Source organism: Candidatus Tisiphia endosymbiont of Xenochironomus xenolabis, from assembly GCF_964264705.1.
In the GTDB taxonomy this organism is placed as follows: Bacteria; Pseudomonadota; Alphaproteobacteria; order Rickettsiales; family Rickettsiaceae; genus Tisiphia.
Genome location: NZ_OZ183473.1, coordinates 363812 through 390067, shown reverse-complemented (window position 1 = coordinate 390067; position 26256 = coordinate 363812). Strand labels below are relative to the sequence as shown.

Here is a 26256-nt window from a genome sequence, read left to right as displayed (position 1 = left end):
AATGAATGAATTACAACAACAAGCATCAGATCCCCAATATTCTGTTTGGGTTTCTGCCTCAGCCGGTACAGGCAAAACCAAAATTTTAACAGATAGAGTACTCAGATTGCTGATTGAAGGGGTGGCATTTAACAAAATTTTATGCCTAACTTTCACTAATGCAGCTGCCCTTGAAATGCAGAGTAGAATTAGAAATAAGCTTGCTAAATTTGCTGTAGATGGAACTGCTAAATTGACGAAAGGGTTAAGTTTATTACTTACTAGGGAGCCTTTAGAAAGTGAGGTGCAATATACCAAGACTTTATATTACAGACTACTAAACTCTGAAGATGGAATTAACATTTATACTATTCATGCTTTTTGTAAAAAGATGCTTAAATTATTTCCTTTGGAATCGAGTATCAATCCAGAATTTCAGATTCTTGATGATATTACAGCACAAGGGGTTATTAACAAAATAAGAAACCAAATTTATTTAGATCCAACTTATAACGAGCTGATTAGTTTCTTTTTGACAAACTTCCATGAAGTAACCATCAATGATATTTTTTCTGAAATAATCCAGCAAAAGATTAAGTTTAAGAAACTATTTGCTAAGCAGGTGGATTACAAAGAACATCAAACTATTAATTCTTATGTTCCTGAGCAATTATCAGAACTTTACAGCCATGCTCGGCAATTACTGGCAAAATACTCAATAGCTATTAACCTAGATCAAGAAATTCAACTATTTTTTCTTACTAAAGAATGTACTAAGCGTAAGAATATGCTGTCTAAATCTATAGCAACAAACTATCCAAAATTATTGAATGAACTTGAATATATTCAAGAAAAAGTTTTTCAGTTAGGGCAGCAAACTAAAATGCAAGATATGGAAAATTATTCAAATTTGTTGTGTAATTTGGCAAAAATTTTTCTTGATAAATATGAGTCCTATAAAACTGAGAACAGCTTACTGGATTATGATGATTTAATTTATTTGACACAATTATTATTAACAGATGATACTACCAAAAATTGGGTGTCATATAAACTTGATGGTGGAATTGAGCATTTGCTTGTTGATGAAGCACAAGATACTAGCCCTGAACAATGGAGCATTATCACTGCAATTATAGCAGAATTTTATTCTACCACTAAGCATAAAAATAGTACTATTTTTGTTGTGGGTGATGAAAAACAGTCAATTTTTAGCTTCCAAGGAGCAAATCTTAGCTCTTTTAATTCTGTTAATGCAAATTTATGCAAAAAATTCTCTGAGGCAAATAAAAATTTCAAAAATATTACTCTTGAATGGTCATATAGGTCTACTGAAAAAATTATCGATATTGTCTATCTAATTTTACAACAAATTAAAAACACTACCCCTCAATTATTTACTTCTGAGAATCCTAAAATTTTGCCATTTCGTCAAAATGATAAAGGTATAGTAGAACTCTGGCCACTAGTTAGAGGAGAGAAAGAGAGTAAATTATTTTGGCCCTTACCAGAAGAGCATAATAAATCCAAATCTGCTCAGCAAGTACTTGCGGAACAAATCGCTAATTTTATAAAAAGCCAGATAGCAAGCCAAAGAATCTTACATGCCACTAATTCCGAAGTTAAAGAATCAGATTTTATGATTTTGGTACGTAAGAGAGATGAGTTGGTTTTTGAAGTTATTAATTGTCTTAAGCAACATGGTCTACAAGTAGAAGATGTTGATCGAATCACTTTAGATAAAAGTTTATCAGTATTAGACTTAATAGCCATAGCAAAATTTGTGCTACTACCTCAAGACGATTTGAATTTGATTGGTCTATTAAAATCCCCAATAATCGGCATGAGTGAACAAGAACTACAGTTGCTTGCAGTTTCTCGTGGCAAAAATTCTATATGGGAATATCTGCAAAATATACCAGAATATACAAATATATATAATAAGTTATGTTATTTTTTACAAATATACAAAGTTGCCAATTGTCGGAATTTTTTCTCATTGATTGTCGATTGTTGGGATATTAGAAAAATTCTAGTTGAATCTAATGGATTTGATAGTAATGATGTAATAAATGAATTGATATATTTAAGTATAAATTATGCTAATAATATAGATAGCTCGCTGCAAAGCTTTGTTTATTGGTTTGAAAATAACAAAATTGATGTTAAAAGAAACTTAGAATCGTCAAGTAAGATAAAAGTCATGACTGTTCATGCTTCTAAAGGGCTACAAGCACCGATTGTTATCCTGTGTGATACTAGCTCAGTGCCAACTAACAGCAATAAATTTATTTGGGATCAAGATGGTAAGGTGTTCTCTGTCCCTCAATCATCTAATAGCCCAGAATTTTTTAAAGCTCTCAAGGAACAGGAACAACAAAAAGACTTACAAGAATATATCAGACTACTTTATGTGGCAATGACCAGGGCAGAAGATCATTTAGTGATATGTGGTTATCAGTCAAGTGGTAATAAGCTGCCACAAAATTGTTGGTATGAGTTAGTTTCTAGAGCAATGAATATGCATGGTAAGCTACATGAGAATGGGATTATAGTTTATGAAACAACTAAAGAGTACGAAGATTATTTTCCTTGTGAAAATAAGGAGGATATTAGACCTCTTGCAGAAATTGACAATGACCCAATAGCTAATAAGAAGTTGATAGAATGGCTACCAAATTTTTCTGTTATTAATAAAATCACCAAAGGTACCAAGCAAAATTATTCAGTTAATTCACCTCTTATAGTTAATGATCATTTGGAATATGGTAGGATATTTCATAAAATTCTAGAAGATGCCATAAAGATTAATGACTTCTCTAGCATCAATAAACACCCATTTATTGATAAGTTACCAGCAATTTTACAAGAGAAAATTCACAAAAATATTGATAAGTTACTGAATAATGTAGAATTTATGATACTTACTTCTCAAGAACTAAAAACTGAGGTAACTATAGGAATAAATCTAAATGATGATGTTAAGATAGGAAGGATTGATCTACTTGCCATTGATACGAAGAAAATAACCATTATTGATTATAAATCCGATGCCAAGCCACCTAAAAGCTGTCAATTAGTTAAGGAATCTTATATTGATCAGTTGAATTTTTACCGACATACAGTAGCGAAGCTGTATCCTGACAATGAAATTATTTGCAAAATTTTATGGCTAGAAGATGCTAGCTTCATGACTATTAGTTAACCGTAACGGATGAGTGTTCACGGAAAGAAAGTGAAAGTACAAAACTTCATTGCGAGCTGATGTATCCCCACGAAATTGTTGCAAAATAGCAAGAATTGATAGAATATCTTCATTATTTAATGATGATGGAGATAGTAGGTTATGGATGTAAAAACAGTATTAAATGAAGTAATAATAGATGGGGAGTTTTAATGTTACTATCTGCCATTGTTATTATAACATATTGGGTTATAGGTGTGTTAGGATATAGCCAAGGTATGCAAAGAATTTTCCAACCTAACACAGTAAAAGATAAAAAGATTTATTCGTATTTTACCCTTGGGAAATTTATTATTGAATTTAATTATTTGCATGCCATAAAACCATTGGTAGAACCCCTAGCATCTATTATAAAGACTGAGCTTTGTCGTGCTTAATTTCGTCGGGATATATAAGCTCGTAATGACATATAAAGTAATGCTATTTAGGTATACTCAAATGATTTGAAGAATTGGCTCCGTAAAACTTCGGGGTATTCGCGTGTTCACGTACTTCATGTACGCTCCGCTCGCTCACCCCTTGTTTTACGTTCCAATTCTCCAAATCATTTGAGTATAGTATAAAAATAATAAAAATATTTTTTATAAAATGCTTAGTGTACCTCATAATTAGTATATACTACAGAAACTTGATAAATTATATTAATTAGCATGAAAATTCTTGCAGGTCTTAGTCACAAAAAATTAGCTAGACATTTAGCTAAGGAGCTAAATTGTCAATATGTGGAAACTTACATTACAACTTTTGACGATAGTGAGACAAAAGTACAAATCCTTGAGGACGTACAAGGGTGTGATGTTGTTATAGTGCAATCTACTTCTAGACCAACTAATAACCACTTGATGGAGCTTTTATTATTAGTGGATACGGTAAAAAGAGCAGGAGCCTCAAAAGTGACTGCGGTTATACCCTATTTGGGCTATAGTCGCCAAGATCGTAGATATGATAATTTTTCTCCAGTCCCTGCTCGTCTGGTAGCAAATATGTTGGAAATTGCTGGGGTTGATCGCATAATAACTGTTGATTTGCATTCACAGCAATTAGAGGGATTTTTTAAAATTGCTATACAAAATCTTGAGCCAATCAGTTTATTTGCTCCGATTATTAAGAACTATAATAATGCTATTATTGTGTCTCCAGATATTGGTGGTTTTGTACGTATAGGTGCAGTTAATAAGCTTTTTAACATGAACATGGCTGTTATTAATAAAAGCAGGGATAGCACGGATCAATGCCAAATGTCAGAAATAATAGGTAACGTTTCAGGCAAGCATTGTTTATTAATTGATGATATTGTTGATAGTGGAGAAACCCTTTGCAAGGGGGCTAAGCTATTAATGGCAGTAGGAGCATTATCTGTTGATGCTTTTGTGACTCATCCTGTGCTTTCTGGGTTGTCTAAGAAAAATATTGAGAATTCTGATATAATGAACATCTATATAACCGATACTATAGAAACTACTGATTTACCTTCTAAATTTCATATAATATCCGTTACTCCAATTATTGTAGCAGCATTACAATCTATGCAAGATTATGACAAGATTATGAGGATTTAGGATTTTATTATGCACAATGCTCGTTGTACTCTTGAAATAGATTTAGCAAAAATTCGTAGTAGCAGCATTACAATCTATGCAAGATTATGACAAGATTATGAGGATTTAGGATTTTATTATGCACAATGCTCGTTGTACTCTTGAAATAGATTTAGCAAAAATTCGTACTAATTATCGTATTATTTCTGAAATTTGCAAAAATTCAAAAATTGCTGCTGTGGTAAAGGCTAACAGCTATGGACTTGGAGCCGATATTATCGCACCAGCATTACAGATGGAGAATTGTCAGAATTTTTTTGTAAACTCAGTTAATGAGGGGGTAGAATTACGTAAAGTGTTAGGAGCGAAACCTAATATTTTTGTGTTTCATGGTGTATTTTACAATGATGTTGAGGAATTTGGTAATAGTAACTTAATTCCGGTACTTAATAGTTTGCAACAAATTGCCATATGGCAAAAGTTTGCTGCTAAAAAACAACAAGTATTACGTTGTACAATCCATGTTGATACTGGTATGCATCGTTTGGGAATGGCTGACATAGAGATGCAACGTATCATAGATAACCCTAGCCTATTATCTGGTCTTGAATTACAATATGTTATAAGTCATTTATCTGCCTCTGAAATAGCAGATAATCCTTATAATTTACAACAATTAACAAAATTTAGATATTATCTAAACTATTTACCAACAGCTAAAGCTAGCTTAGCTAATTCTAGTAGTATATTTCTAGGACAAGAATATCATTTTGACTTAATACGTCCTGGTGCGGCATTATATGGGCTTAATCCTTTGGGAATTTCCTCGAAAAATCCGATGCATAACCCAATTAGGCTGACTGCTCCGATAATACAATTACAAGAATTACCGCCAGAAAGTTATATTGGTTATAATATGACTTTTAAAACAAAGCGTAATAGATTGATTGCTACCTTGCCTCTTGGTTATGCTGATGGTTATTCTAGAGCTTTTAGCAATTGTGGAGAAGTTTGTATTGGTTCCTACTTAGCTCCTGTAGTTGGTAGAGTATCGATGGACTTAATTACCATTGATGTTACTGAACTACCACCAAATGAAATATTTTTAGGGCAACAAGTGGAGATTATAGGGGATTATTGTACCCCAGATAAAATAGCTAGTGTAATAAACACCATTGGTTATGAAATTCTTACCATGCTCGGTGACAGATATAAGAGAGTATATAAAAATGATTATTAAGATAGTTAATTTATTCGGCAAACATACTATTGCTTTCGCAAAAACTATAGGAGCTTTTTCTCTATTTACTATAGCGGTAGTTACTAGTATTTTTAGGCGTCCCTTATATGGCAACTTACTATTCAAGCAGTTGTTATCTATAGGCTTTTATTCCCTACCAGTTGTTGCGATGACTACCTTTTTTTCTGGGGCTGTACTGGCATTACAAAGTTATACAGGTTTCTCTCGTTTCTCGGCTGAAAGTTCAATAGCTACGGTGGTAATTCTGTCAATAACTAGAGAACTTGGACCAGTTCTTGCAGGTCTCATGGTGGCTGGTAGGGTTGGTGCATCAATTGCCGCTGAAATAGCTACAATGAGAGTGACGGAACAAATAGATGCTCTTTATACTTTGTCAACTGATCCAATAAAATATTTAGTTTTGCCAAGGGTGCTAGCTGCCGTTATTACCTTACCATGTTTAGTATTAATCGGTGATGTATTAGGAGTAATGGGTGGCTATTTGGTAAGTGTTTATAAGCTTAATTTTAATAGCTCTAGTTATATGGTAAATAGCTTTAAGTTTTTACAATCAATAGATGTTATTTCTGGTTTGGTAAAAGCAGCGGCTTTTGGTTTTATTATTTCAATAATAAGTTGCTATAGTGGATATTGCTCTGGAACAGGAGCAAAAGGAGTCGGAACTGCTACAACTTCGGCGGTAGTAAGTTCCTCGGTGCTGATTTTAATCAGTAATTACTTAATAACAGCATGTTTTTTTTAAAGTTATGAATAACCAATCAAAAATAAAAATACGTTCATTATATAAATCTTTCGGTAGCCGAAAGGTACTTGATGGTATAGATTTGGACATAAAGCAGGATAGTTCGATAGTAATCCTTGGCGGTTCAGGAAGTGGTAAATCAGTACTAATTAAGACGATAGTTGGGTTAATACAGCCTGATAAAGGTAGTATAGTTGTTGATGGGGTAGAGACTGTCAATATCTCAAATAAAGATAGATTTAAAATGATGGAAACTATAGGCTTTCTATTCCAGGGTGGAGCTTTATTTGATTCTCTAACTGTTCAAGATAATATTACGTTTTTTGCTGAAAAATTGTATAAATTATCTCCCAAAAATAAACAAGAGTTAGCGGCATCTAAACTTAATTCGGTAGGTTTATCTAGTAAGATACTCAATCTTTATCCATCTGAACTTTCTGGGGGGATGCAGAAAAGAGTATCTTTAGCTAGGGCTATTTGCGGTAATCCTTTGATTCTTTTTCTTGACGAACCAACTACCGGTCTTGATCCTATCATGGCTAATGTTATTAATGAATTAATAATTAAAGTTCAAGAAGAACTAAAAGCTACTACCATTACCATAACCCATGATATGAATAGTGCTTATATGATAGCTAAAGAGGTTGCTATGATTTATCAAGGGAAGATTTTATGGTTTGGAACAAAAGATGAGATAAAAAATAGTGATAATCCCTATTTGCAACAATTTGTTAATGGTTTAACTACTGGACCAATTGAGGTGTAAGCGTTCACGGAAAAAAGTTAAAGTACAAAATGTCATTGCTTCGTCGGCTACGCCTTCTTGCAATGACGTTTGTGAATTTGATGTAATGTTAGTTGGAACTATATGGGAAGAATAATTGATTGCCTAACCATTGCTGTCCTCTAATTGACAATAGGGGATAAACTTGTTGTTTAATTTTTTGATAATATTGTTTTATATAACTTATTTCATCTTCATTTAGCATTTTATAATCTATTAACTCCTTTGCATAAGGAACCATGGTAAGAGTATCAAACTCTAAATAATTTACATCCTGTAAGCTATTTCTGATATACATCAAATTTTCTATTCTAATACCAAATTCGTTGATTTTATAGTAACCAGGCTCATTAGACACAATCATACCTGGTTGTAAAATCACGTTACTACGTAAATTAATATTTTGTGGTCCTTCATGGACATTTAAAAAGCTACCAACCCCATGACCTGTACCATGCGGATAATCTTGCCCATCCCTCCACAAAAATTGTCGAGCTAATACATCTAAATGGCTTCCTGTAGTAATATTGACCGGAAACTTAATCATCGATAGAGCAATATGTCCCTTAAGAACTTGAGTATAACGTAATTTTTGCTCCTCGGTAGGGTCACCTATAGCAAAGGTTCTGGTTACATCAGTAGTACAGCCTTTATATTGTCCACCAGAATCAATTAATAATATACCTTTACCTAAGATTTTTTTTGTTTGATGGCTTGTTGCTCGGTAATGAATTATCGCACCATTTTCCTTAAAACCACATATAGTTGGGAAACTATTCGTAACATATTGATCTTGCTTAGATCTAAATTCGGTTAATATTTCTCCTAAATCATACTCAGTTTGATCTTGTAAATTTGGTAGCTCAAACAAATATGCCAAGAATTCACATAGTGCCACCGCGTCATTAATATGAAAATTAACTGCGTGTTTAATCTCAATATCATTCTTAATTGCTTTCGATAGTTGACAAGGGTCGTTAATTTTTTCTACTAGTTTATTATTGAGCAAATCCATAATGTAACTTGAGGCAAAATTTTCATCAACGAGAACCTTATTAGCATGACCCAATATACCGGCAAATCTTTCTTCCGATAAAATAGTTATGTCAGGGCGAGCAATCATAATTTCTTGATTAGCTCTATTCGGGTTAGTAAATAAATATAGTTGGTCTTGAGTGATTAGAACTATAGCGAGCATCAATGGTGAATATGGAGTGTCACTTGCTCTGAGATTTAATAGCCAGCATATTGAATCTGTTGAAGTAACAATCATCGTATCGGCGGAATATTTAGTTAGTAGATTGCGGCATATGGCAATTTTATTACTATATGATTGACCAGAAAATTTATCATCATGAATATATATTTTTGATGATGGCTGATCAGGTTTATCATACCAAATTTGGTCTATCAAATTATCAGATATCTTCTGTAAACGGGATCTTATTTTAGCAAATGTTTGTAACTTAACATTAGTAAAGAGTTTCGAATCATATCCCAATATACCATCATTACCTAAATAGTCATCCCAAGGAAAATGTGCTAAATCTTTAATATCAAAAATCTTAAAAGTTTCTTGATCTAGTTCATGTTTACTTTGTTCTAGATAACGACCATCTGTAAAAAATACCGCCTTACCTTTGCAGATCACCGCAATACCATTTGATCCGCTAAAGTTAGTTATATATTGCAGTCGCTTAGCACTTTGATGAACATACTCATTAAGATATTGATCGTTACATGGTACTATATAGCCATCTATTTTATACTTAGCAAATAGCCCTCTAATATTACGGATACGTTCTTGCATTAAACAACCTACTATTTACCCAAAAGAATTATCTGCTTCTTTCACTATGCGGTTTCTTAGTTACAGAGCTAACATGGCGGGGTACAGCCTTTCCATCAGCCGGAACCTTAGATATATCATTTTTGATAGATTTGCCGATAAGTTGAGCGGTTTTTAGAACTTCAGGACTTAGGTTTTTTATGTTATCTAAAGGTTTTTCTATCTGCTGTTCTCTTGCGAGATTTGGAGTTCTACCAATCATCCCATCAATAGACACTTTAAAAAAATCGGCAAGAAGTACCAATGTAACACTAGATAGCATTTTTTGAGTATCATCTTCTTTTAAAAAAGGACGTAATGCATCTTCACTAAGACCAAGTTTTTTCCCTAACTCAGACTGAGTTAAATCATTTTTGACTAGCTCCTTATTGATAAAACTCCTTAAATTAGCACTTAATTCTTCAGGAGATAGTTTAGCATATTGTTGTTTTTCTCCAGAGTCAAATTCCTCTCTACCCAACAATTCATTGACAGAGCATTTAAAATAATCAGCTAGTTTGAGTATGTTTTTTATCTCAGGACGCCGATTATCTAGCATCTTCCTCATAGTAGTTTCAGGAACATCTGAAGCCTCAGCTAGTTGACCTACCTTTAGCCCTTCCTCCTTCATCTTTTTATTAAGGAAATCCTTTATATTTTCAAACCAACCCATTAAACATAATCTTTTATAAATTTATCCGTGAAAAACGGTTTTTTTTCTTGACAGAAAAAAAACCTTATAGTAAAGTTGTTTGTCTTACCAAATAAATTTAACAAATTCTTTCAGTAAGATAAACTTTAGGAATCGTAACCATTTTACATATAAATTCAACCACTTGTCAATATGTATAAGTTGAATATAAGAAAAATGTTATTAACCCTAAAAACCCAATCATAAAAGGAAATGCTTTATGAATATATACAATATTTATCTGATAATCAAATATATTATTGCTTATTTAGCAACTTTTTTATTAAAAATGCAACCTAAATTATTATTTTACTCAACAATTAATAGGAATATTTTTCCTATTATCATAATCAGGGGGTTTTGTGCAAAATGATCTTGAGGATAAAAAATTCAATATAAATGATAAAGATATAAAACAGCTATATAGCAAGATTATGACTATATCAGGTTACATAATTGCTATGAGGTCAGATTGTCTAAAAGAAGCTAAAAAGACTGAGGATGCTCTAAAAACTCTAATCAGACGTACATATGATATTAGAGGTGGACTTTGGATATGTTTGATTACTATATGGTTTTTAGTCATACTTTTTCTGCAAAAAACTTTTAGTTAATACCTACACAGTCAATTAGACTTCTTTTGAAACTTTACTTCTGCTGGTAATTTGTGCGTGATACCGGTACCATACTCCTCATGTACATTTGAGTACGCTGCGGTTCGAGGTGAAGTGTCTCCTACAAATCTTTGTGCATAAGCGAGTTTTGAAAGAAGTCTATTTTCTCTTTTTTCTTCTCTTTAATCCTTTTTTTGTCATGGGCTGAGAAGGTGGGGTTACTTGCGGGGCTAATTGTGGAATTAGCTTATAACCACAACAATTCATTTTTAGCATAAAATATAGCAATGTTGTTTGTACTAAATATAGTGATATGAAACGATAGAGCCAATCACTAGCTATAAAATACTGTATAATTGCATTAAACACACCACCAACATTAATGTAAATAATAATAAACCAGATATCGTCAGTAATTTTACCACTTCTAGAAATCTCAAAATTCTTAGTAGAATAATGTTTTAGAAAATTAATATGACTATAGCTAAAGCAACTAATAATTAATGTTATAGCAGAAACTATACCTATAAAAAAATTTAAATTAATGAGTTCTTGTAAATCTCCTGTCTTGATATAATCAGATAGTGCTTGTTCCGTCCAACTGCTATTGGTTAATTTTTGGTTTATATATTCAAAAGATTTAAATCTTAATATGATTGGTATTATACTGTAAGATACCAATGTGTAATTATATCTCATAGCAAATAGCCATAGTGGTATTTCCCTTTTAATCATGTTAGTAAATGCTAATCTATTCATAAATTATCTTTATTAAGCCCTTCTTCCATTAAATTAATAAATTCATCTAACTTTTTTCTATAAAAACTCTTCTCTTGAATTACAAGAATTAACATTAATACCTTGAAAAGGCTCTTCTATAATTTTTTTGGTCTAATATTAATTTCTTTAAGTGCCAACAGTCCAATCTAATAATTCTAATTCTTTAATACGTTGAAATTCTGATAAGTTATTAGTAACACAAATAATTTTATGCTCTAATGCGGTGGCGGCTATTAAAACATCATATGCTCCTATAGGCTTACCTTGCTGCTTTAGCAATGCTCTAATTGCAGCTGCTATTATTGCAGTACCATCATTAAATGGTAAGATACTAATAAGACTTACTAGGCTTTGCCATTTCTTATACAGCTTATTCATCTGCTGACTTTGTTTTATATTAAAACCATATTCTATCTCCAATAAAGTTACAACAGATATACTTAAGTCACTAGGACTAACCTGTTGCATTTGTTCTATAACATTAACCTGTCCTCTGAGAAAAAAGGATATTGTGCAAGTATCTAGAAGGTATTTCATAATTTATGTTGCCCTATATTTCATTAAAACTTGTGATCTTTTGGTTCTAACATACTTTGCCTTAATTCCTTTGTATCTGGGTATAAATCTCTTGTGTCTTTATCAAAACTAAAAATGCCTTCTGACCATTTTGTTTGTTTATGACTATTAATCCAGTCAGTTAATGCTTCATTTATTATGCTATTTCTACTTTTGCCTGATAATTGTCTTTGCTGCTCTAGCTCGTTATATAAATGATCGTTGATATAAATATTAAAATTCATATTAAACCTCCTATTTATTTAGTTATTTACTATATAACATGTTATATCATTAAGAAAAACATAAATATTTTTCTTTGTTATTACAATGAAGTAAGAATAGGGAAATATCGACTATACGCATAGAAATGAGGGTTCTGGAAATTCTTCTTTTGATAAACTAATTCATTGCCATCTAGATCAACAACATTTCCACCATTAGCTTTAATTAGTGCATGACCTGCTGCGATATCCCATTCCATAGTTGTCCCAAATTTGGGATAAATATCGGCTTTCCCTTCTGCTATTAGACATAATTTAATTGAGCTTGGTATGCTAACTATTTCGGTAATTAAATGTTTTTCTAAAAATTTCTTAATCTTTGAATTGGAGCAGCGTGAGCTAACAACAGCACTATAATGATTTCTAGGTAAGGCATCAAAACTTACTGCCACATCATTTTGTTCAACTCGCAAAATATTATTAACATCTGTATAATGTAATTTCTGTATGGATGGTTGATAGATAAAGCCAATAACAGGCATACCATTTTTTATCAAGGCAATATTTACTGTATATGTATCCTCACCTTTTACATAACTTTTTGTCCCATCAATCGGATCAATCAACCAAAAATGCTCTTTATTTAAAGCAACTGGCTCTCTCTCTTCACAAATTACAGGAATATTTGGTGTTAACTTTGTTAAACCATTATATATAAAATCACTAATTTCTTTATCAGCATTTGTTACAGGTGAATTATCATCTTTATAACAAACTATTAGCCCTAAATCTCTTGTCATTAGAGCAATTCTTCCAGCATCGGTAATTAAACTTTTTAACGATCTAATTAAATTAACTATCATTTGTTATTTTCTATAAATTGCTTAGCCTCATCATCTTCTAACCACTTTCCTGTTTTTAATAATATTTCTTGTTGAACTTTCACTATATTATCCTGTGGAATACCCTTTAATTCTGTAGCAGCTAAATATTCTATACCATAATAATTGAGATCAACTGTCTTTAGAAAATTATCTATATCATTTAATTCACTTTTTTTATTCTCAAAAATTATAATGTTATTAGGTAAAATATTTGTGATACGCATGAACTCATATAGTGCCTGAGATTTATTTAAAAAATCAGTAAATATTATGCCTTTATAAAAAATCGGTGACCTTTTATCATTCTCATCAAATTTTAATATTTCTTTATTATTAACTTTATCAGTAAATTTAATACCAAGTCTACTTAGTTGCTCATACTGCCATTCCTCATAATTTTCAATCCTTCTACATGCTGGGTTAATTTTAGTAAAGCCAAAAACCAAAGCCCCAGAACTCTTTAGCTTATCAATAAATTTCGACCAATTAGCTTCTACCAACATAACTTGTCTTTGCAGTAGCAACTTAGCAATTACTTCATCTATATTGGAGCGATACTTTTTTAAAGCAGCAAGCTCCTGGGTAAACCCCCCATAAGGATTGGCATAACGAAACATATTAGACTTAGGCGTAACTATTGTATCATCAATATTGATTAGCACTAAGCTAGATCCATCAATTTTTTCAAATAAATTTTTTACTGTAACAGAATCTATGGAATAAGTGGGAATGATTATTGCATAACTCGTATATGGTAGCATAACAAGAATTAATAATAATTTTGACTTATGCAGGAGGTCTAACAATTTTAATAAAAAATTATTTTTTATTGTCATATGGATTTATGTTTTTCTGATTCTTAATTTTAACATTGCTTCTTTTTGTAGCATTTATCTTATTAATCAACTCACTAAATAATTTTACAAAATCACGAGAGTTAAATATTGATTCTTTTGTATCAGATAATCGATAATTATAACCAATAAACATCACGTTATCGTCATAATTTTTGAGTTGACTTTCCATCGAAATTAGCTCACTAGAATTTTCATCAACCATTATTAGAACTTTTGGCATGAACTTCACTTCTATTAAAAAGTTTAATATTAACCGAAATGAAGGACTATTATTGCTACTCAATATACCTTGATAAAATGTCTGATAAGTATTATCAAAAGGCTCCATATTATTAAAAATAAGATAATTATGTTGAGGGAAACTATTAGATAAGTCAATATTGAATTTTTTTAAATAATCAGCCTTCCATATTTCTAGTTTCTTTATATTGTTAAAGTTACCAGTTAGACTACGGTCACTAACAATTACTGGACTTCCTTTATCCATTATACCTTTTATAAATTTAGGTAAATTACTATCTAGTAACTCATTTTTATACTCTGTAAACAATATTGTATCAATATAAACTACCTTTGATGCTTTAACTAATTTAAATAATTCAGATAGTTTAGATAATTCATTTTTATTCAGTTGGTTAATTGGAGGAAAGAATGATTTGAATATAACTTTGTCTCTCCCTAAAACCAACAGGATATCCTCAGGAGGATAATTATTGCATAATTCTTGATATTCATTATTTATTTGCTCTAAACTATTAGTCTTAACAATCTTGCCATCTGCTATTAAGGGCAATAATAGTAGTATGCAAGCAATATATTTATTGTATAATTTGATACTTTTCAAAGCAAAATCGTATAGCTTTAATTTAGTTTCTCTAGTTAACATGGTATTTGCTCTTATTTTTAGTCATTGCAAAAGCAGAGTTTCAAAAGAGGTCTATTATCTTGCCATTATGAATTCAATATCAATATCCACTTTTTGCCATATCTTACCACAAGTAAGTATAGGATAATTTTTAAACATTGCTAAAGCAATACAACCCCTATCGCCTAAGGATAAACCATACTGTTTTGTTTTTTTAATTATTTTTGCTGTTATTAATGCCTGTTCTTCACAAAAATCTATAATTTTAATACCAAAAAGTTTGATCAGATTTCGACAATCGTCTTCTGTTAAATTTTGTACTTCAATACAATATTTATATAACTTCCGCAATATTTATACTTGAGATTATGGCATGTTTCAAATTCTGTCTTACAGATTCATACCCAGATTCTTTTGCAAATAGCATTATAAGAGCGGAAGAATCAAATACTATCTTATTAGCCATTTTTTATATTTCTCAATTCTTCTATCTGGTATTCTTCATGCTTTTTGTTTATAAAATCATCTACTACTGAATCTTTTTTATCAGTTTGATTTTTTATAAAAATTGCATGCATCTCATCTATTATTTTATTAGCACTAATTATTTTTACTTCATCTTTATAAATTTCTAGATTAACTTTATCACCAGGTTGTATATTAAGCACTCCTCTTATTTCTGACGGAATCAATACTCTACCATGTTGATCCATACTTGTTATTAGTTTTTCCACAATCTATACCTAAATGTTTATTTAAATAGTTTAACATTTAATATAATATGTCATTTAAATAAATTACACAATAAACTTATAAATTGCTGTCGATAACAAGGCATACCCTACAATTTTCATTCATCATCATAAAAAAATAGCAAAAAAACCGTAAACATTCACTAGACCTCTTGTAAAACTCGCTTATGCTGAGGAATTTGAAGGAGACGCTTCACCTCGAACCGCAGCGTACTCTAGTGTACGTGAGGAGCAAAGTACCGCTATCACGTACAAATTATAGTCAATTCAGGAGAATTTGGGGCTAGGAGCGATGGAGCGACGCCTATAAGTAATAGGCGAGCGACGAGTAACGACGTCTCCAGCTTCTCATCAATTGACTATACCAGCAGAAGTAGAGTTTTGCAAAAGGTCTACAGAGATATGATTAATGGTTTTTTAGTTTCTGATAACCATTAACTATGCTACTTTCTTTTTTTATACCAGTATATTCAAGAGCAATATAATAATTGCTAACTTCAGAAATTCTTATACATTCATCTATATCATGGATATTATCGCTGTGTTGCATTTCTTCGTTCTTCGGGGCCTTCTCTCTTGCTTTTTCAATTGCTTCACTTCTTGATTGGGCAACTACCAAGGTCATAAAATGGTACTCTCCAAAGGAATTATTTTTATATGAACCAAGATTTACAAAAAACAGATAATTCTCACTAGCCGTAGGTTTTGTTTCGTGAATATGAATATTAAAACCATCAATACTATCCGCTATAAACCAAGAATCAATATGTAAAGATACAGGTGTACCAATCCATTTGTTTTTAATCTGTTGAGACATATCTATATTTGATTTCCCAATTACAAAAACCACATCATGTATTTCTATATTGCATCCTTCAATCTTACCACCAAGGTAAAAAATACCCAATTTAGGATAGTTAAACATAAAATCATGAAATCGTGGCATATAAAAAGTTCTCAACAAACAAATAAGATTATTCATGGTGCCGATAGAGGGAATCGAACCTCCGACCTACGCGTTACGAATGCGTCGCTCTGCCAACTGAGCTATACCGGCGAGATGTTTATAAACTTGCGTTAGTTTAACATTTTTGACCATTCTGGGTCAGAAGCATCTTGAGGGGTGATAATTTCTCTTTCATTATAACCGGTTAAATCAATGGAATATATACGATTTCTCCCAGCTACTTTGTTTCTAGGAGGCCAACCTTTAGCAAACATAATTATCCTACCATTGGTTGACCAGCAAGGACTTTCAACCAGATACCCACTAGTTATAATTCTTTCACTATTTTCCTCACCATTAGCAAGAGCTTTCATCACCCCAATGGTAAAACCCTCTCTAGAAATTTTAGTAAAAGCTATATAATCCCCTCTAGGTGACCAACTTGGTGCATAATAATTTCCCCCGCCAAAACTTATACGTTCAACATTTGAACCATCAGAATTCATAATATATAATTGCTTTGATCCACTTCGATCAGAATTAAAAACTATCTTAGTACCATCCGGTGAATAACTAGGAGAAGTATTAATACCAATGCCATTGGTCAACTGCTTAGTTGCCATGCTATTCAAATCAATTTCAAAAATATGGGTAGCCCCATTTCGTGCTATTGACATTATAGCCTTGTCCCCCTGGGGTGAGAATCTTGGAGCAAAGGACATACCAGGGAAATTACCAACCAGTCTCTCTTTACCTGTTTTAAGATCACGAATATAAACATGTGGTTTTTGCTTTCGTGCATACGATAAATACATAATCTTATCTGCTTGCGGCGAAAATCTTGGAGTAAGAACTAGATTTTTACCGTCTGACAGATATTTATGATTAGCACCATCATGATCCATCATAGCTATTTTCTTTACCCGTTTTAGATAAGGTCCACTCTCTGACACATACACTATTCTCGTATCAAAATAACCTGAATCGCCAGTAATTTTCTCGTAAATTTTATCAGCTATTTTATGTGCCACCCTACGCCATAAATTTGCTGACACTTCAAAAACCTCACCTATAAGATCTTTTTCTAAACTTACATCCCATAATATAAAACTAACCTTTAGCTTGCCAGAAGATAGTTTGATAACTTCACCATTAATTAGCAGATTAGCATTAATTTGTCGCCAAGCAGCAAAAAGAGGCTTATGTTTTATCCCTAGAGTTTGTTCTATAAAAGAAGCAGTAGAAATAGGACGAAACATACCAGAACTTTTTAGGTCATTAGATACTACGCTAATTATATCAGCACCAATTACACTATTGCCACTATTATCTGCATCAAATTTATTGATGGCTATCGGCATTGGATCAACATGTCCACGCTCTATAACTATAGTTTCTATTGCATAGCTATTAAAGTTAGCAACTACTAATAGTATAACAAATAAATACTTGATCACTAATCCCACCTAGATCATTTTTTAACAAATCATATCAATTTTTTTACTAGCTATATTTTATTAGCTACACTATAGCAGATAAATTGTAAAACACTAAGTATTAGAATGTAAAAAATAATAAATTTTATGAAAATAATGAAGAGATGCTTATACCTTGTTATCGACAGCAAGAATACTAATATTTGACATTCATAAATGATCAAGATACAATCGACATATGTGGCATAAAATGTTATATTATGCACAAATCGCTAGCATGGATATTATGGAAGTTATACGTACAAAATTAGGGGATGGTGGCAGAGTCATTATTCCATCAATCTTTCGTCACAATCTTAATCTAATGGCAGGAGATGACATTATATTACATATGAAGGATGAGACAATTTATATTACCACTCCTAATCAAGCTTTATCCAAACTACAAACAAAGGTGAGAAACCATATTAATGCCACTAATCAAAATGTTTCCCTTGTTGATGAGCTAATAGCCATGAGACGTTTAGAGGCAAAGCGTGAATAATAATATTATACTTGATGCTTCCGCATTACTCATACCCATATACACTGCTGATAGGGTTTGGACTCAACTACAATTAAATAATGCAGATATTAAATTAATTCGCTGAATTCCTACAAAAATATATCCAGACAAGTTGTAACTGGACATTAAATTAACTTATCTTCTATTCTTTCTAACTGCCAAAAGAATATTTAGTTATTGGAGTATAAAACACTACTTAATTAATTATCTCCGACAATCAATTAGTCAGATTAGCTGTAATTTCGAAAGAAATCCAATGTTAAAAAAATACTGAAAAGATAAAATATTGAATAGGCAAATAATTTCTTAGCCTGTTTATTATCTTTATCACGAAACAAAGAAACAGCATAATATAGAAAAATTAGACCTAATATAAATGCCGTAAGCAAATATAAATGATTACTTATTCCTAAGCAAAATGGCATAAATGTAGTAATAAACATAATTATACTATAGGCAAGAATTTGCTTCTTAGTATAATAATCTCCCTTTACTACCGGCATCATCGGAACATCACAATTTTTGTAGTCTTCTGAACGAAAAATTGCCAATGCCCAAGAATGCGGTGGTGTCCAAGTTAAAATAATCATAAATAAAGAAAAAGAGCCAAGAGAAATCTCATTAGTCACCGTTGCCCAACCAATCATAGGCGGTAATGCACCTGCCACCCCACCAATAACTATATTTTGCATGGTTGAACGTTTTAGCCACATAGTATAAATGAAAACATAATATAATATGGTTATTAATAACAATAAAGCAGATAGCAGATTAACACAAAGACCCATCAGAAAAACTGAAAAGAAGGCAACAACCACACCAAAAGCTAAAGCGTCCTGTGGTTCTATAACCCCGGTAACTAGAGGTCTATTTTGCGTACGTTTCATTATGGCATCAATATCTCTATCATACCACATATTAATAGCTGCACTACTACCAGCTCCAAGCGTAATACAGAGCATAGCAATGCACGCTATAAATGGATGAATTACGCCTGAAGCAAGCCATAGACCAGAAAAGCTGGTAAATACCACAAGTGCCATCACTCTAGGTTTCATCAGCATAATATAGTCCATAACAGAGCTATTAGACCTTTTTTGACTAGTATTAATCTCTAGTTTTGCAAGAGGTCTAATATAATTAGAGGAATTATTCATATATCTTTATCTCAAGAAAATTTATTATTTCTAGGAAATCCACTAGGAGGGATTTTGCCAACAGAGCCTCGTCGTCCACGAAATGGTAAAAGATCTTTCTCTACCCTAGTCTTTTCTCCTATTTTCCAGCTTAATCCTAAACTACTATCAAATATCTTAACATCCATCAGTTTGGCATCTTTAAATTTTTGCAGAGTTACGCCTTGTCCTCGTTTCATTATTGGTACTTCATTGAGATTAAATACTAATAATTTCCGGTTTTCACCTATACAAGCAAGACAATCGCCATCTACTGGTAAGCAAGTAATACAATAATGATTTTCAGGAACTTGCATAATTTGCTTACCAAGTTTAGTTTGGGCTACTACTTCATCTGAATCAATAATAAATCCTTTGCCAATACTACTGGCTAGTAAAAGCTTTTGGGTTGGTTGATAGACACACATGCTTACTATTTCTTCATTACCAATATCTATAATCAGCTTTATCGATTCTCCATTGCCTTTCCCTCTAAATATATTATCGCCTAGAATAGTGAAAAAACGCCCCGATGCACTAAATATAAGGATTTTGTCAGTAGTATAAGCCTCAAGAATAAAGTTTTCTGCATCGCCTTCTTTGTATTTTACAGTTGATAAATCATTATTATGACCTTTCAAAGAACGAATCCACCCCATTTTGGAACATATTATGGTGATAGGTTCTTTGGTTATGAAAGCTGAAATATCAACAATCTGAGCGACAATATTAGCCTCTTCAAAACTAGTTCGACGCATGCCTAATTTAGTAGTAAAACCAAACTTTGTTTGCACCATTTTTACTTCTTTCTTAACTATTTTCTTTAACTCATTCGGATCCTGTAAAATTTTCTGCAGATTTGCATGTTCTTTTTCTAGCGAAGTATGTTCGTTAATAATTTCTTGTTCTTCCAGTTTTCTTAAAGACCTCAACCTTGTATTGAGAATTGCTTCAACTTGCAGATCAGTTAAACTAAATTTAGCGATCATTATTTGTTTAGGCTCATCTTCTTCACGAATAATTTTGATTATTTCATCCAAATTTAGGTAAGCTATTCTTAAACCTTTAAGAATTTCCAATCTATGTTCAATTTTGCTAATAAGAAATTTGGATCTACGAGTAATAATATTTTGTCGGTGTAATAAAAATTCCTGCAATATTTCCAGTATATTAGCTACTTTAGGAATATTATTTGAACCTATAACATTCATATTAAGCTGGATTCTATTTTCTAGAACAGTTAATTTGAATAATGACTCCATAATTACATTAGGGTCACAATTACGATCTCTAGGTTCAATAATTAACCTTATATCTTCTGTCGATTCGTCTCTGATATTACCGATCAAAGGAATTTTTTTATCTTTTAACAAGCCAGCTACTTGTTCGATAAGTTTAGATTTTTGTACTTGATAAGGTATTTCAGTAATTACTATCTGATATAAACCATAACTTAAATCCTCTTTGACCCATCTTGCCCTTACTCTAAAACTACCACGTCCTATACTATAGGCTTGGTGGATTGAATCAATTCTATCTACAATTATGCCACCTGTTGGAAAGTCAGGACCTTTGACAAATTGCAAAATATCGTTGACCTTTGATTCAGGATGGTCAATTAAATATATTAGCGCATCACATAATTCATGTAAATTATGTGGGGGGATACTGGTTGCCATACCAACTGCTATACCTTCTGAGCCATTAGCCAATAAATTAGGAAACATAGCAGGCATAATTACTGGTTCAGTATCTGAATCATCATAGGTAGCACGAAAATCGACGGTATCTTGATCTATATCTGACATTAATAAAGTACAGATTTCTGTCATTCTTGATTCCGTATAACGCATAGCTGCTGCATTATCGCCATCAATAGAACCAAAATTTCCCTGCCCATCAATTAATGGATATCTGAGAGAAAAACTTTGGGCAAGACGTACCAATGTATCATAGACTGCACCATCACCATGTGGATGATATTTACCGATTACATCACCGACAACTCTTGCACATTTCTTATATCCTGAGGCTGGTTCTAACCTTAATTGCAGCATAGCATATAATAATCTACGATGGACTGGTTTTAACCCATCACGAACGTCAGGCAAGGATCTTGACATAATTGTTGATAGAGCATAAGAGAGATAACGCTCTGATAATGCATTACCAAAATCTATATGTTCTATTTTAGCATCATTGGTCATAAAAAACTTTTTCTTATATTTATTTCCGATAGTATAATACCCTAAATATATACTCACACTAATACAAAAATAGTATTAAATAGTAAAAATTATACTTTTTATTTTAATGGTTCTATATTTTACTAATTTTTACATTAAAGTGACCTTAATTTTCTTTGCAAATCCATAATTTAATATCTAGATATTAATTAAAATTTAATTAGTCCATTAAAATAGAAAGAGTGGGTAATAAGGTCTTTTTTAAAACTATAATCATAACCAGCCCCTAGTTTAAATGGTAAGACAGATTGTACGTTTACATAACCTCCTAAAGTATATTTCACATTCTTTGCAGATGATCCTACAGGTTTTATGATGGGAACCCCTATTGGGGCTTGATGTGATGTGTTAGTAAAAGTAATTACGCCTGTTGGATTATTCAGTAAAAGAGTATTATCTAATTTGACGTGAATTTCCGGAATAATTGAAATATTTTCTACCAAAATATTTTTACTTAAACTTATTCCAGTTTCAAGTAATATTCTTTTGCCTTTCTTAGTTGGTACATTAATGTTAAACTCTTTCCTATATTCTGTAAAATTGTTTATTAAAAAATGATCAAATGTTATTCCTACTATTGGTTTGAACAGAAATTTATCTAAATCCATTTTATAGTAAGTTTCAAGTTTTGCACGTGTTACATAACCGTTAGTCTTGCTATTAATTGCAATATTATTCCGTTCTCCTTTGTTTTTAATAAAGGCTTTACCATATTTGAGATAAGAATTCAGATATATATTTGGTGATAATGTATGTTGGGTATAAATTGCCGCTACATGTAAAATAGTATTTTGCTTATCATTAAAGATGGTTTGCAATCTAGTATACGAATTTGCAAGAGCATATGCGATTCCTATAATAAAACTATCCAGGGGGCGTGCATCAAAACCTAAAATAAAACCTTGCTGATTATTTTTAAAGGCTAAAATATTTCCTTGTTGCTGTTGTTTGGTAATAGAGCTGATAAATTGAATCCATCCTCCTTTTTTAATATAATCATTATCTCCTGACGCTACCACATTTACCGTAGAATTATCTGTTAATGTATGGTTAGTTAAAGCATTAGAAATCGTATCCAAATAGTCAAATTCTATATATGTAGTATATTTCGATATATCTTGCTCAACATCAGGGTTAATAGGTGAAATATAACTATTTTCTTCAGCTAATATTTGAGAAGATGGAATTGCTACTGAATTTGGTTGTTCAGATTCTAAATTGGTTTGCTCAATGCTTGAATCTGGTTGTTCAGATTCTAAATTGGTTTGCTCAGTGCTTGAATCTGGTTGTTCGGATTCTAAATTGGTTTGCTCAGTGCTTGAATCTGGTTGTTCGGATTCTAAATTGGTTTGTTCAGTGCTTGAATCTGGTTGTTCAGATTCTAAATTGATTTGCTCGGTTTCTGAATTGGCTTGTTTAGCTACTAAAGTTGGTTGTTCGTCTGCTTGGTCTGGTTGTTTAACTACTGAAGACGGAGGGTCATCTACTGGAGCCGTAGGTTCAGCTGCTATTGGCTCCTCTTCTGCAAACAATGTTTCTAACCCTAGGTTGTCTCCAAATATTTCATATGGATCAACATCTGCATTATCGTCTACAGATACTGCAGCTTGTTGAATTACTTCATGCACAGGTTTCTCAGCTGCTACATCTGTTTGTATAGCTACTGAGGTTTGTTGTTCATCTACTATATCTGTTTGTGTAGCTACTGTTTTTGTATCTATGGTATTTGTGTGTTCAGATACTAGGGTAGGATGGGCATCTACTGTAACCGTCTTTGTTGCTGGATGCATATCTGTTGTTGTAGCAATTTCCATTACTGAAACTTCCTCGATTATTGGAGCCATATATATTACTGGATCTGCCATTACTGTAGCCTTTTCTGTTACAGGAGAGGTTACTGTTACTGTAGCCGTCTTTGTTACTGGAGGTGCATCTGTTATTGTAGCAATCTCTATTACTGGAACTTTCTCAGTTATTGGAGCCATATGTATTACTGGAGTTGGCATTACTGTAGCCTTTTGTGTTATTGGAGAGGTTACTGTTACTGTAGTTGTAGCCGTCTTTGCTGCTGGAGGCATATCTGTTGTTGTAGCAATTTCCATTACTGGAACTTCCTCGATTATTGGAGCCATATGTATTACTGGAGTTGGCATTACTGTAGCCTTTTGTGTTATTGGAGAGGTTACTGTTACTGTAGCTGTAGCCGTCTTTGCTGCTGGAGGCATATCTGTTGTTGTAGCAATTTCCATTACTGAAACTTCCTCGATTATTGGAGCTATATGTATTACTGGAGTTGGCATTACTGTAGCCTTTTGTGTTATTGGAGAGGTTACTGTTACTGTAGCCGTAGCTGTCTTTGTTGCTGGGGGCATATCTGTAGCTCTCTCCATTACTGGAGATGGTTCTGTTATTAGAACAATAGCTGCATGCCCAATAATACCCTTTTTAGTGGTCTCCAACTCATCTCTCAATGATAACGAATTTCTTGTTGTAGGAGGTATATCATCTGATGACTCATCTTCAGAATCTACCCTTTTTCTTTTTCTAGATATTTGTTGTGGAGCAGTTTCATTAGATTCTGTGATTGTAGGTGATGGAGTATCTCTTGCTAAATTATCCAAAGAAGCATATCCTTCATCTTCCCACAGTAGGCGTTGTTCTCTGGCACGTTTTATACTATCAACGATTTGCTTATAGTTATCTTGTCCATCATTCTCTTCCGATATCTGAGATTCATCGGATATATTCCTTTTGGGCTGAACTATAGTTGTATTGGTTAGTAATTCAATATTATCATCTAGAGCATGTAACTTAGATTCAAGGGTAAGTCTTGTTTCTTTTAATTCAGCAATCTCAGTTTTTTTCTTATGGATAGAACCTAACAGTTGGTCGTATGTATTGATTTGTTCTTCGAGTAGTGGTTTTTGATCTTCTATATCACGTATATTTTGTCCTAAGTATGTCAACTGTTCGTTTGCTACTTTAAGTTTAACAGAAAAAGTTTCTTCTGCTTCTGCAACTCTATCAAAAAACTTCCCTTGTATTTCTTGAAGTTTAACAGAAAATTTTTGTTCTGTTTTTTGACTATTATAGTCTTCTTTAGGATTAAGTAATTCTAGGTAATCTTTTTCTAGTAAATCAAGCATTTCCGTTAATTTATTTCCATCTTCAGATGGTTTTATTATTATGTTTTCTGGGTCTACTTTTTTTAATTTCTCATGAGTGTCATTAACAATAAACCATATTTGTTCCATGTTCTCTTTAAATTCAGCAAAAGAAATTTGTTCTGTTTCTTTACTATATAATGGCAAATTTTTGATCTCTTGTTGCTGTAAAATTGAGAGCATTTCTTCACTCTTTTGTTTCTCTAAATTATGTTCTCTTTTACGATCAAGTAATTTTAAATACTCTTCTTCTAGTGCATTAAGTTCTTCTTGTAATTCATTTCCATTTATTTGTAACTGTTCTTGTTCTAATTCTTTTAATTCATCACTGACTTTATCAATAGCATTCGATGTTGCCTCTATTTCATTTTCAAGGTGATGTCTATGAGTAAATGGACGTGGGTGAGAGAATTGTCCTATTTCTTCATTAAATCCTACTGCCAAGACATCAGATACGTCAAATTTTTGCAATAAGAAAAATAAAAAAACAAAAACTAGATACTTTTTTACTAAATGTCTATTCACAAAACTATTTTGTGGCATGCTAAATACAACCATTCTATTACCTATTAGTTAATTTATTTGTTAAAAATTAACTAATATTAATATAATTGTCATAGCTAAATAAAGCAAAAAGTGCATTTATAGTTTTATTCTTAGGAAATTAGGCTGTTGTATGTTGTAAAAAATCATAATTATAGATTAAAATCATATCATTAATAGAAATACGATTAATAAAACTAAGAATTACGAGAAGCAAGGAAAGTAAGGAAAAACACTAAATAATATAACCGCAGTTTGACATAAAGACGATAAGAAAGTATTTGAAAATAAACTGTGAAGGACGTAATATTCTCTAAATGATAAAGTAAAATTGGAGAATGTATCTATGTCTTACCTCACTGAGATTTTATACATAATTGATGATTTTGCAAGCCATTTGAAGGAGACGCTTCACCTTGAACCACAGAGTAATCTAATGTACGTGAAGATTCGAGGATAGTACCCTACATTTTTTACTATTTTCTTATGATGAATAAAAAATCTGGTCACCAAGCGTCATTGAGAGGAGATCGTAAGGTCGACGAAGCAATCCAAAAAATGACCAGGAATGGATTGCTTCTTG

The 26256-nt window shown here is 32.1% G+C and carries 24 protein-coding genes, 1 tRNA gene and 1 pseudogene; 9 read left to right on the top strand and 17 right to left on the bottom strand.

Going from position 1 to position 26256, the window contains the following annotated elements; translation table 11 throughout:
• Position 1: 1 nt before the first annotated feature.
• From ACFELY_RS01965 to ACFELY_RS01935, 7 genes and pseudogenes are all read left to right on the top strand, one after another.
• Positions 2-2491, top strand: a pseudogene (locus tag ACFELY_RS01965) (UvrD-helicase domain-containing protein); the annotation flags it as partial.
• 3 nt (positions 2492-2494) lie between these two features.
• On the top strand, positions 2495-3184 hold the full coding sequence (locus ACFELY_RS01960) for a PD-(D/E)XK nuclease family protein (RefSeq protein ID WP_375334105.1): 690 nt from the start codon (positions 2495-2497) through the stop codon (positions 3182-3184).
• A 191-nt stretch (positions 3185-3375) separates the two neighbouring features.
• Positions 3376-3600, top strand: coding sequence for a hypothetical protein (locus ACFELY_RS01955; protein WP_375330242.1), 225 nt, complete (start codon positions 3376-3378; stop codon positions 3598-3600).
• A 273-nt stretch (positions 3601-3873) separates the two neighbouring features.
• Entirely contained in the window at positions 3874-4782 is a 909-nt protein-coding gene (locus ACFELY_RS01950; protein WP_375333485.1) for a ribose-phosphate diphosphokinase, read from the top strand.
• 118 nt (positions 4783-4900) lie between these two features.
• Positions 4901-6001: an alanine racemase gene (locus ACFELY_RS01945; protein ID WP_094649178.1), complete on the top strand. Its 1101-nt coding sequence runs from the start codon at positions 4901-4903 to the stop codon at positions 5999-6001.
• Positions 5991-6764: an MlaE family ABC transporter permease gene (locus ACFELY_RS01940; protein ID WP_094649179.1), complete on the top strand. Its 774-nt coding sequence runs from the start codon at positions 5991-5993 to the stop codon at positions 6762-6764. Before ACFELY_RS01945 ends, ACFELY_RS01940 begins: the two co-directional genes overlap by 11 nt.
• Positions 6765-6768: 4 nt before the next feature.
• Positions 6769-7530, top strand: a complete 762-nt coding sequence (locus tag ACFELY_RS01935) for an ABC transporter ATP-binding protein (RefSeq protein ID WP_341759740.1) — start codon at positions 6769-6771, stop codon at positions 7528-7530.
• Between the two features lie 88 nt (positions 7531-7618).
• On the opposite strand, the gene ACFELY_RS01930 is transcribed toward ACFELY_RS01935, so the two are convergent.
• Both ACFELY_RS01930 and ACFELY_RS01925 read right to left on the bottom strand, forming a co-directional pair.
• The gene (locus ACFELY_RS01930) at positions 7619-9358 is read right to left on the bottom strand and encodes a M24 family metallopeptidase (protein ID WP_375333484.1); all 1740 of its coding nucleotides are present in this window, start codon (positions 9356-9358) and stop codon (positions 7619-7621) included.
• A 28-nt stretch (positions 9359-9386) separates the two neighbouring features.
• A complete protein-coding gene (locus ACFELY_RS01925; protein WP_375333483.1) occupies positions 9387-10049 on the bottom strand; it encodes a helix-turn-helix domain-containing protein in 663 nt (220 codons plus the stop codon).
• Between the two features lie 380 nt (positions 10050-10429).
• Here ACFELY_RS01925 and ACFELY_RS01920 point away from each other — a divergent pair, with 380 nt between their 5' ends.
• Complete coding sequence (locus ACFELY_RS01920) at positions 10430-10681, top strand: hypothetical protein (RefSeq protein WP_341759743.1); 252 nt, start codon at positions 10430-10432, stop codon at positions 10679-10681.
• A gap of 159 nt (positions 10682-10840) precedes the next feature.
• On the opposite strand, the gene ACFELY_RS01910 is transcribed toward ACFELY_RS01920, so the two are convergent.
• The 12 genes from ACFELY_RS01910 to tolB form a co-directional block, all read right to left on the bottom strand.
• The gene (locus ACFELY_RS01910; RefSeq protein WP_375333482.1) at positions 10841-11440 is read right to left on the bottom strand and encodes a hypothetical protein; all 600 of its coding nucleotides are present in this window, start codon (positions 11438-11440) and stop codon (positions 10841-10843) included.
• Positions 11441-11587: 147 nt separating this feature from the next.
• Positions 11588-11998, bottom strand: coding sequence for a type II toxin-antitoxin system VapC family toxin (locus ACFELY_RS01905; protein WP_375333481.1), 411 nt, complete (start codon positions 11996-11998; stop codon positions 11588-11590).
• Between the two features lie 23 nt (positions 11999-12021).
• On the bottom strand, positions 12022-12261 hold the full coding sequence (locus tag ACFELY_RS01900; RefSeq protein ID WP_341759745.1) for a hypothetical protein: 240 nt from the start codon (positions 12259-12261) through the stop codon (positions 12022-12024).
• Positions 12262-12341: 80 nt separating this feature from the next.
• On the bottom strand, positions 12342-13103 hold the full coding sequence (locus ACFELY_RS01895) for a 3'(2'),5'-bisphosphate nucleotidase CysQ (protein ID WP_375330249.1): 762 nt from the start codon (positions 13101-13103) through the stop codon (positions 12342-12344).
• Positions 13100-13885: a DUF2608 domain-containing protein gene (locus ACFELY_RS01890; RefSeq protein WP_375333480.1), complete on the bottom strand. Its 786-nt coding sequence runs from the start codon at positions 13883-13885 to the stop codon at positions 13100-13102. Before ACFELY_RS01890 ends, ACFELY_RS01895 begins: the two co-directional genes overlap by 4 nt.
• Before the next feature lie 58 nt (positions 13886-13943).
• Entirely contained in the window at positions 13944-14867 is a 924-nt protein-coding gene (locus tag ACFELY_RS01885) for a DUF2608 domain-containing protein (protein ID WP_375333479.1), read from the bottom strand.
• A gap of 54 nt (positions 14868-14921) precedes the next feature.
• Positions 14922-15197, bottom strand: coding sequence for a hypothetical protein (locus tag ACFELY_RS01880; protein WP_375333478.1), 276 nt, complete (start codon positions 15195-15197; stop codon positions 14922-14924).
• A complete protein-coding gene (locus ACFELY_RS01875; protein ID WP_375330252.1) occupies positions 15181-15312 on the bottom strand; it encodes a hypothetical protein in 132 nt (43 codons plus the stop codon). The genes ACFELY_RS01880 and ACFELY_RS01875 overlap by 17 nt, the downstream gene beginning before the upstream one ends.
• Positions 15305-15580 (bottom strand): AbrB/MazE/SpoVT family DNA-binding domain-containing protein, encoded by a 276-nt coding sequence (locus ACFELY_RS01870; RefSeq protein ID WP_341759750.1) that lies wholly within the window; start codon positions 15578-15580, stop codon positions 15305-15307. Before ACFELY_RS01870 ends, ACFELY_RS01875 begins: the two co-directional genes overlap by 8 nt.
• A gap of 424 nt (positions 15581-16004) precedes the next feature.
• The gene (locus tag ACFELY_RS01855) at positions 16005-16544 is read right to left on the bottom strand and encodes a DUF1543 domain-containing protein (protein WP_375333477.1); all 540 of its coding nucleotides are present in this window, start codon (positions 16542-16544) and stop codon (positions 16005-16007) included.
• 35 nt (positions 16545-16579) lie between these two features.
• A tRNA-Thr gene (locus tag ACFELY_RS01850) sits at positions 16580-16655 on the bottom strand.
• 20 nt (positions 16656-16675) lie between these two features.
• The gene (tolB, locus tag ACFELY_RS01845) at positions 16676-18001 is read right to left on the bottom strand and encodes a Tol-Pal system beta propeller repeat protein TolB (RefSeq protein ID WP_375333476.1); all 1326 of its coding nucleotides are present in this window, start codon (positions 17999-18001) and stop codon (positions 16676-16678) included.
• Between the two features lie 229 nt (positions 18002-18230).
• Here tolB and ACFELY_RS01840 point away from each other — a divergent pair, with 229 nt between their 5' ends.
• Entirely contained in the window at positions 18231-18524 is a 294-nt protein-coding gene (locus tag ACFELY_RS01840) for a hypothetical protein (protein ID WP_375333475.1), read from the top strand.
• Positions 18525-18775: 251 nt separating this feature from the next.
• Here ACFELY_RS01840 and cyoE read toward each other — a convergent pair whose 3' ends face one another.
• The 3 genes from cyoE to ACFELY_RS01825 form a co-directional block, all read right to left on the bottom strand.
• A complete protein-coding gene (gene cyoE, locus ACFELY_RS01835; protein WP_375333474.1) occupies positions 18776-19702 on the bottom strand; it encodes a heme o synthase in 927 nt (308 codons plus the stop codon).
• 11 nt (positions 19703-19713) lie between these two features.
• The gene (parC, locus tag ACFELY_RS01830) at positions 19714-21927 is read right to left on the bottom strand and encodes a DNA topoisomerase IV subunit A (RefSeq protein WP_375333473.1); all 2214 of its coding nucleotides are present in this window, start codon (positions 21925-21927) and stop codon (positions 19714-19716) included.
• A 188-nt stretch (positions 21928-22115) separates the two neighbouring features.
• Positions 22116-25688, bottom strand: a complete 3573-nt coding sequence (locus ACFELY_RS01825; RefSeq protein WP_375333472.1) for an autotransporter domain-containing protein — start codon at positions 25686-25688, stop codon at positions 22116-22118.
• Positions 25689-26256 lie beyond the last annotated feature (568 nt).

Bases quoted from the DNA above. Each gene is read 5' to 3' on its own strand.
- ACFELY_RS01940 (WP_094649179.1), top strand. From the start codon at position 5,991: ATGATTATTAAGATAGTTAATTTATTCGGCAAACATACTATTGCTTTC.
- ACFELY_RS01925 (WP_375333483.1), bottom strand. From the start codon at position 10,049: ATGGGTTGGTTTGAAAATATAAAGGATTTCCTTAATAAAAAGATGAAG.
- ACFELY_RS01910 (WP_375333482.1), bottom strand. From the start codon at position 11,440: ATGAATAGATTAGCATTTACTAACATGATTAAAAGGGAAATACCACTA.
- ACFELY_RS01890 (WP_375333480.1), bottom strand. From the start codon at position 13,885: ATGCTACCATATACGAGTTATGCAATAATCATTCCCACTTATTCCATA.
- ACFELY_RS01900 (WP_341759745.1), bottom strand. From the start codon at position 12,261: ATGAATTTTAATATTTATATCAACGATCATTTATATAACGAGCTAGAG.
- ACFELY_RS01895 (WP_375330249.1), bottom strand. From the start codon at position 13,103: ATGATAGTTAATTTAATTAGATCGTTAAAAAGTTTAATTACCGATGCT.
- parC (WP_375333473.1), bottom strand. From the start codon at position 21,927: ATGACCAATGATGCTAAAATAGAACATATAGATTTTGGTAATGCATTA.
- ACFELY_RS01840 (WP_375333475.1), top strand. From the start codon at position 18,231: ATGTTATATTATGCACAAATCGCTAGCATGGATATTATGGAAGTTATA.
- ACFELY_RS01945 (WP_094649178.1), top strand. From the start codon at position 4,901: ATGCACAATGCTCGTTGTACTCTTGAAATAGATTTAGCAAAAATTCGT.
- ACFELY_RS01855 (WP_375333477.1), bottom strand. From the start codon at position 16,544: ATGCCACGATTTCATGATTTTATGTTTAACTATCCTAAATTGGGTATT.
- ACFELY_RS01960 (WP_375334105.1), top strand. From the start codon at position 2,495: ATGAATATGCATGGTAAGCTACATGAGAATGGGATTATAGTTTATGAA.
- ACFELY_RS01875 (WP_375330252.1), bottom strand. From the start codon at position 15,312: ATGGCTAATAAGATAGTATTTGATTCTTCCGCTCTTATAATGCTATTT.
- ACFELY_RS01955 (WP_375330242.1), top strand. From the start codon at position 3,376: ATGTTACTATCTGCCATTGTTATTATAACATATTGGGTTATAGGTGTG.
- ACFELY_RS01930 (WP_375333484.1), bottom strand. From the start codon at position 9,358: ATGCAAGAACGTATCCGTAATATTAGAGGGCTATTTGCTAAGTATAAA.
- ACFELY_RS01905 (WP_375333481.1), bottom strand. From the start codon at position 11,998: ATGAAATACCTTCTAGATACTTGCACAATATCCTTTTTTCTCAGAGGA.
- ACFELY_RS01825 (WP_375333472.1), bottom strand. From the start codon at position 25,688: ATGGTTGTATTTAGCATGCCACAAAATAGTTTTGTGAATAGACATTTA.
- ACFELY_RS01885 (WP_375333479.1), bottom strand. From the start codon at position 14,867: ATGTTAACTAGAGAAACTAAATTAAAGCTATACGATTTTGCTTTGAAA.
- ACFELY_RS01950 (WP_375333485.1), top strand. From the start codon at position 3,874: ATGAAAATTCTTGCAGGTCTTAGTCACAAAAAATTAGCTAGACATTTA.
- ACFELY_RS01935 (WP_341759740.1), top strand. From the start codon at position 6,769: ATGAATAACCAATCAAAAATAAAAATACGTTCATTATATAAATCTTTC.
- cyoE (WP_375333474.1), bottom strand. From the start codon at position 19,702: ATGAATAATTCCTCTAATTATATTAGACCTCTTGCAAAACTAGAGATT.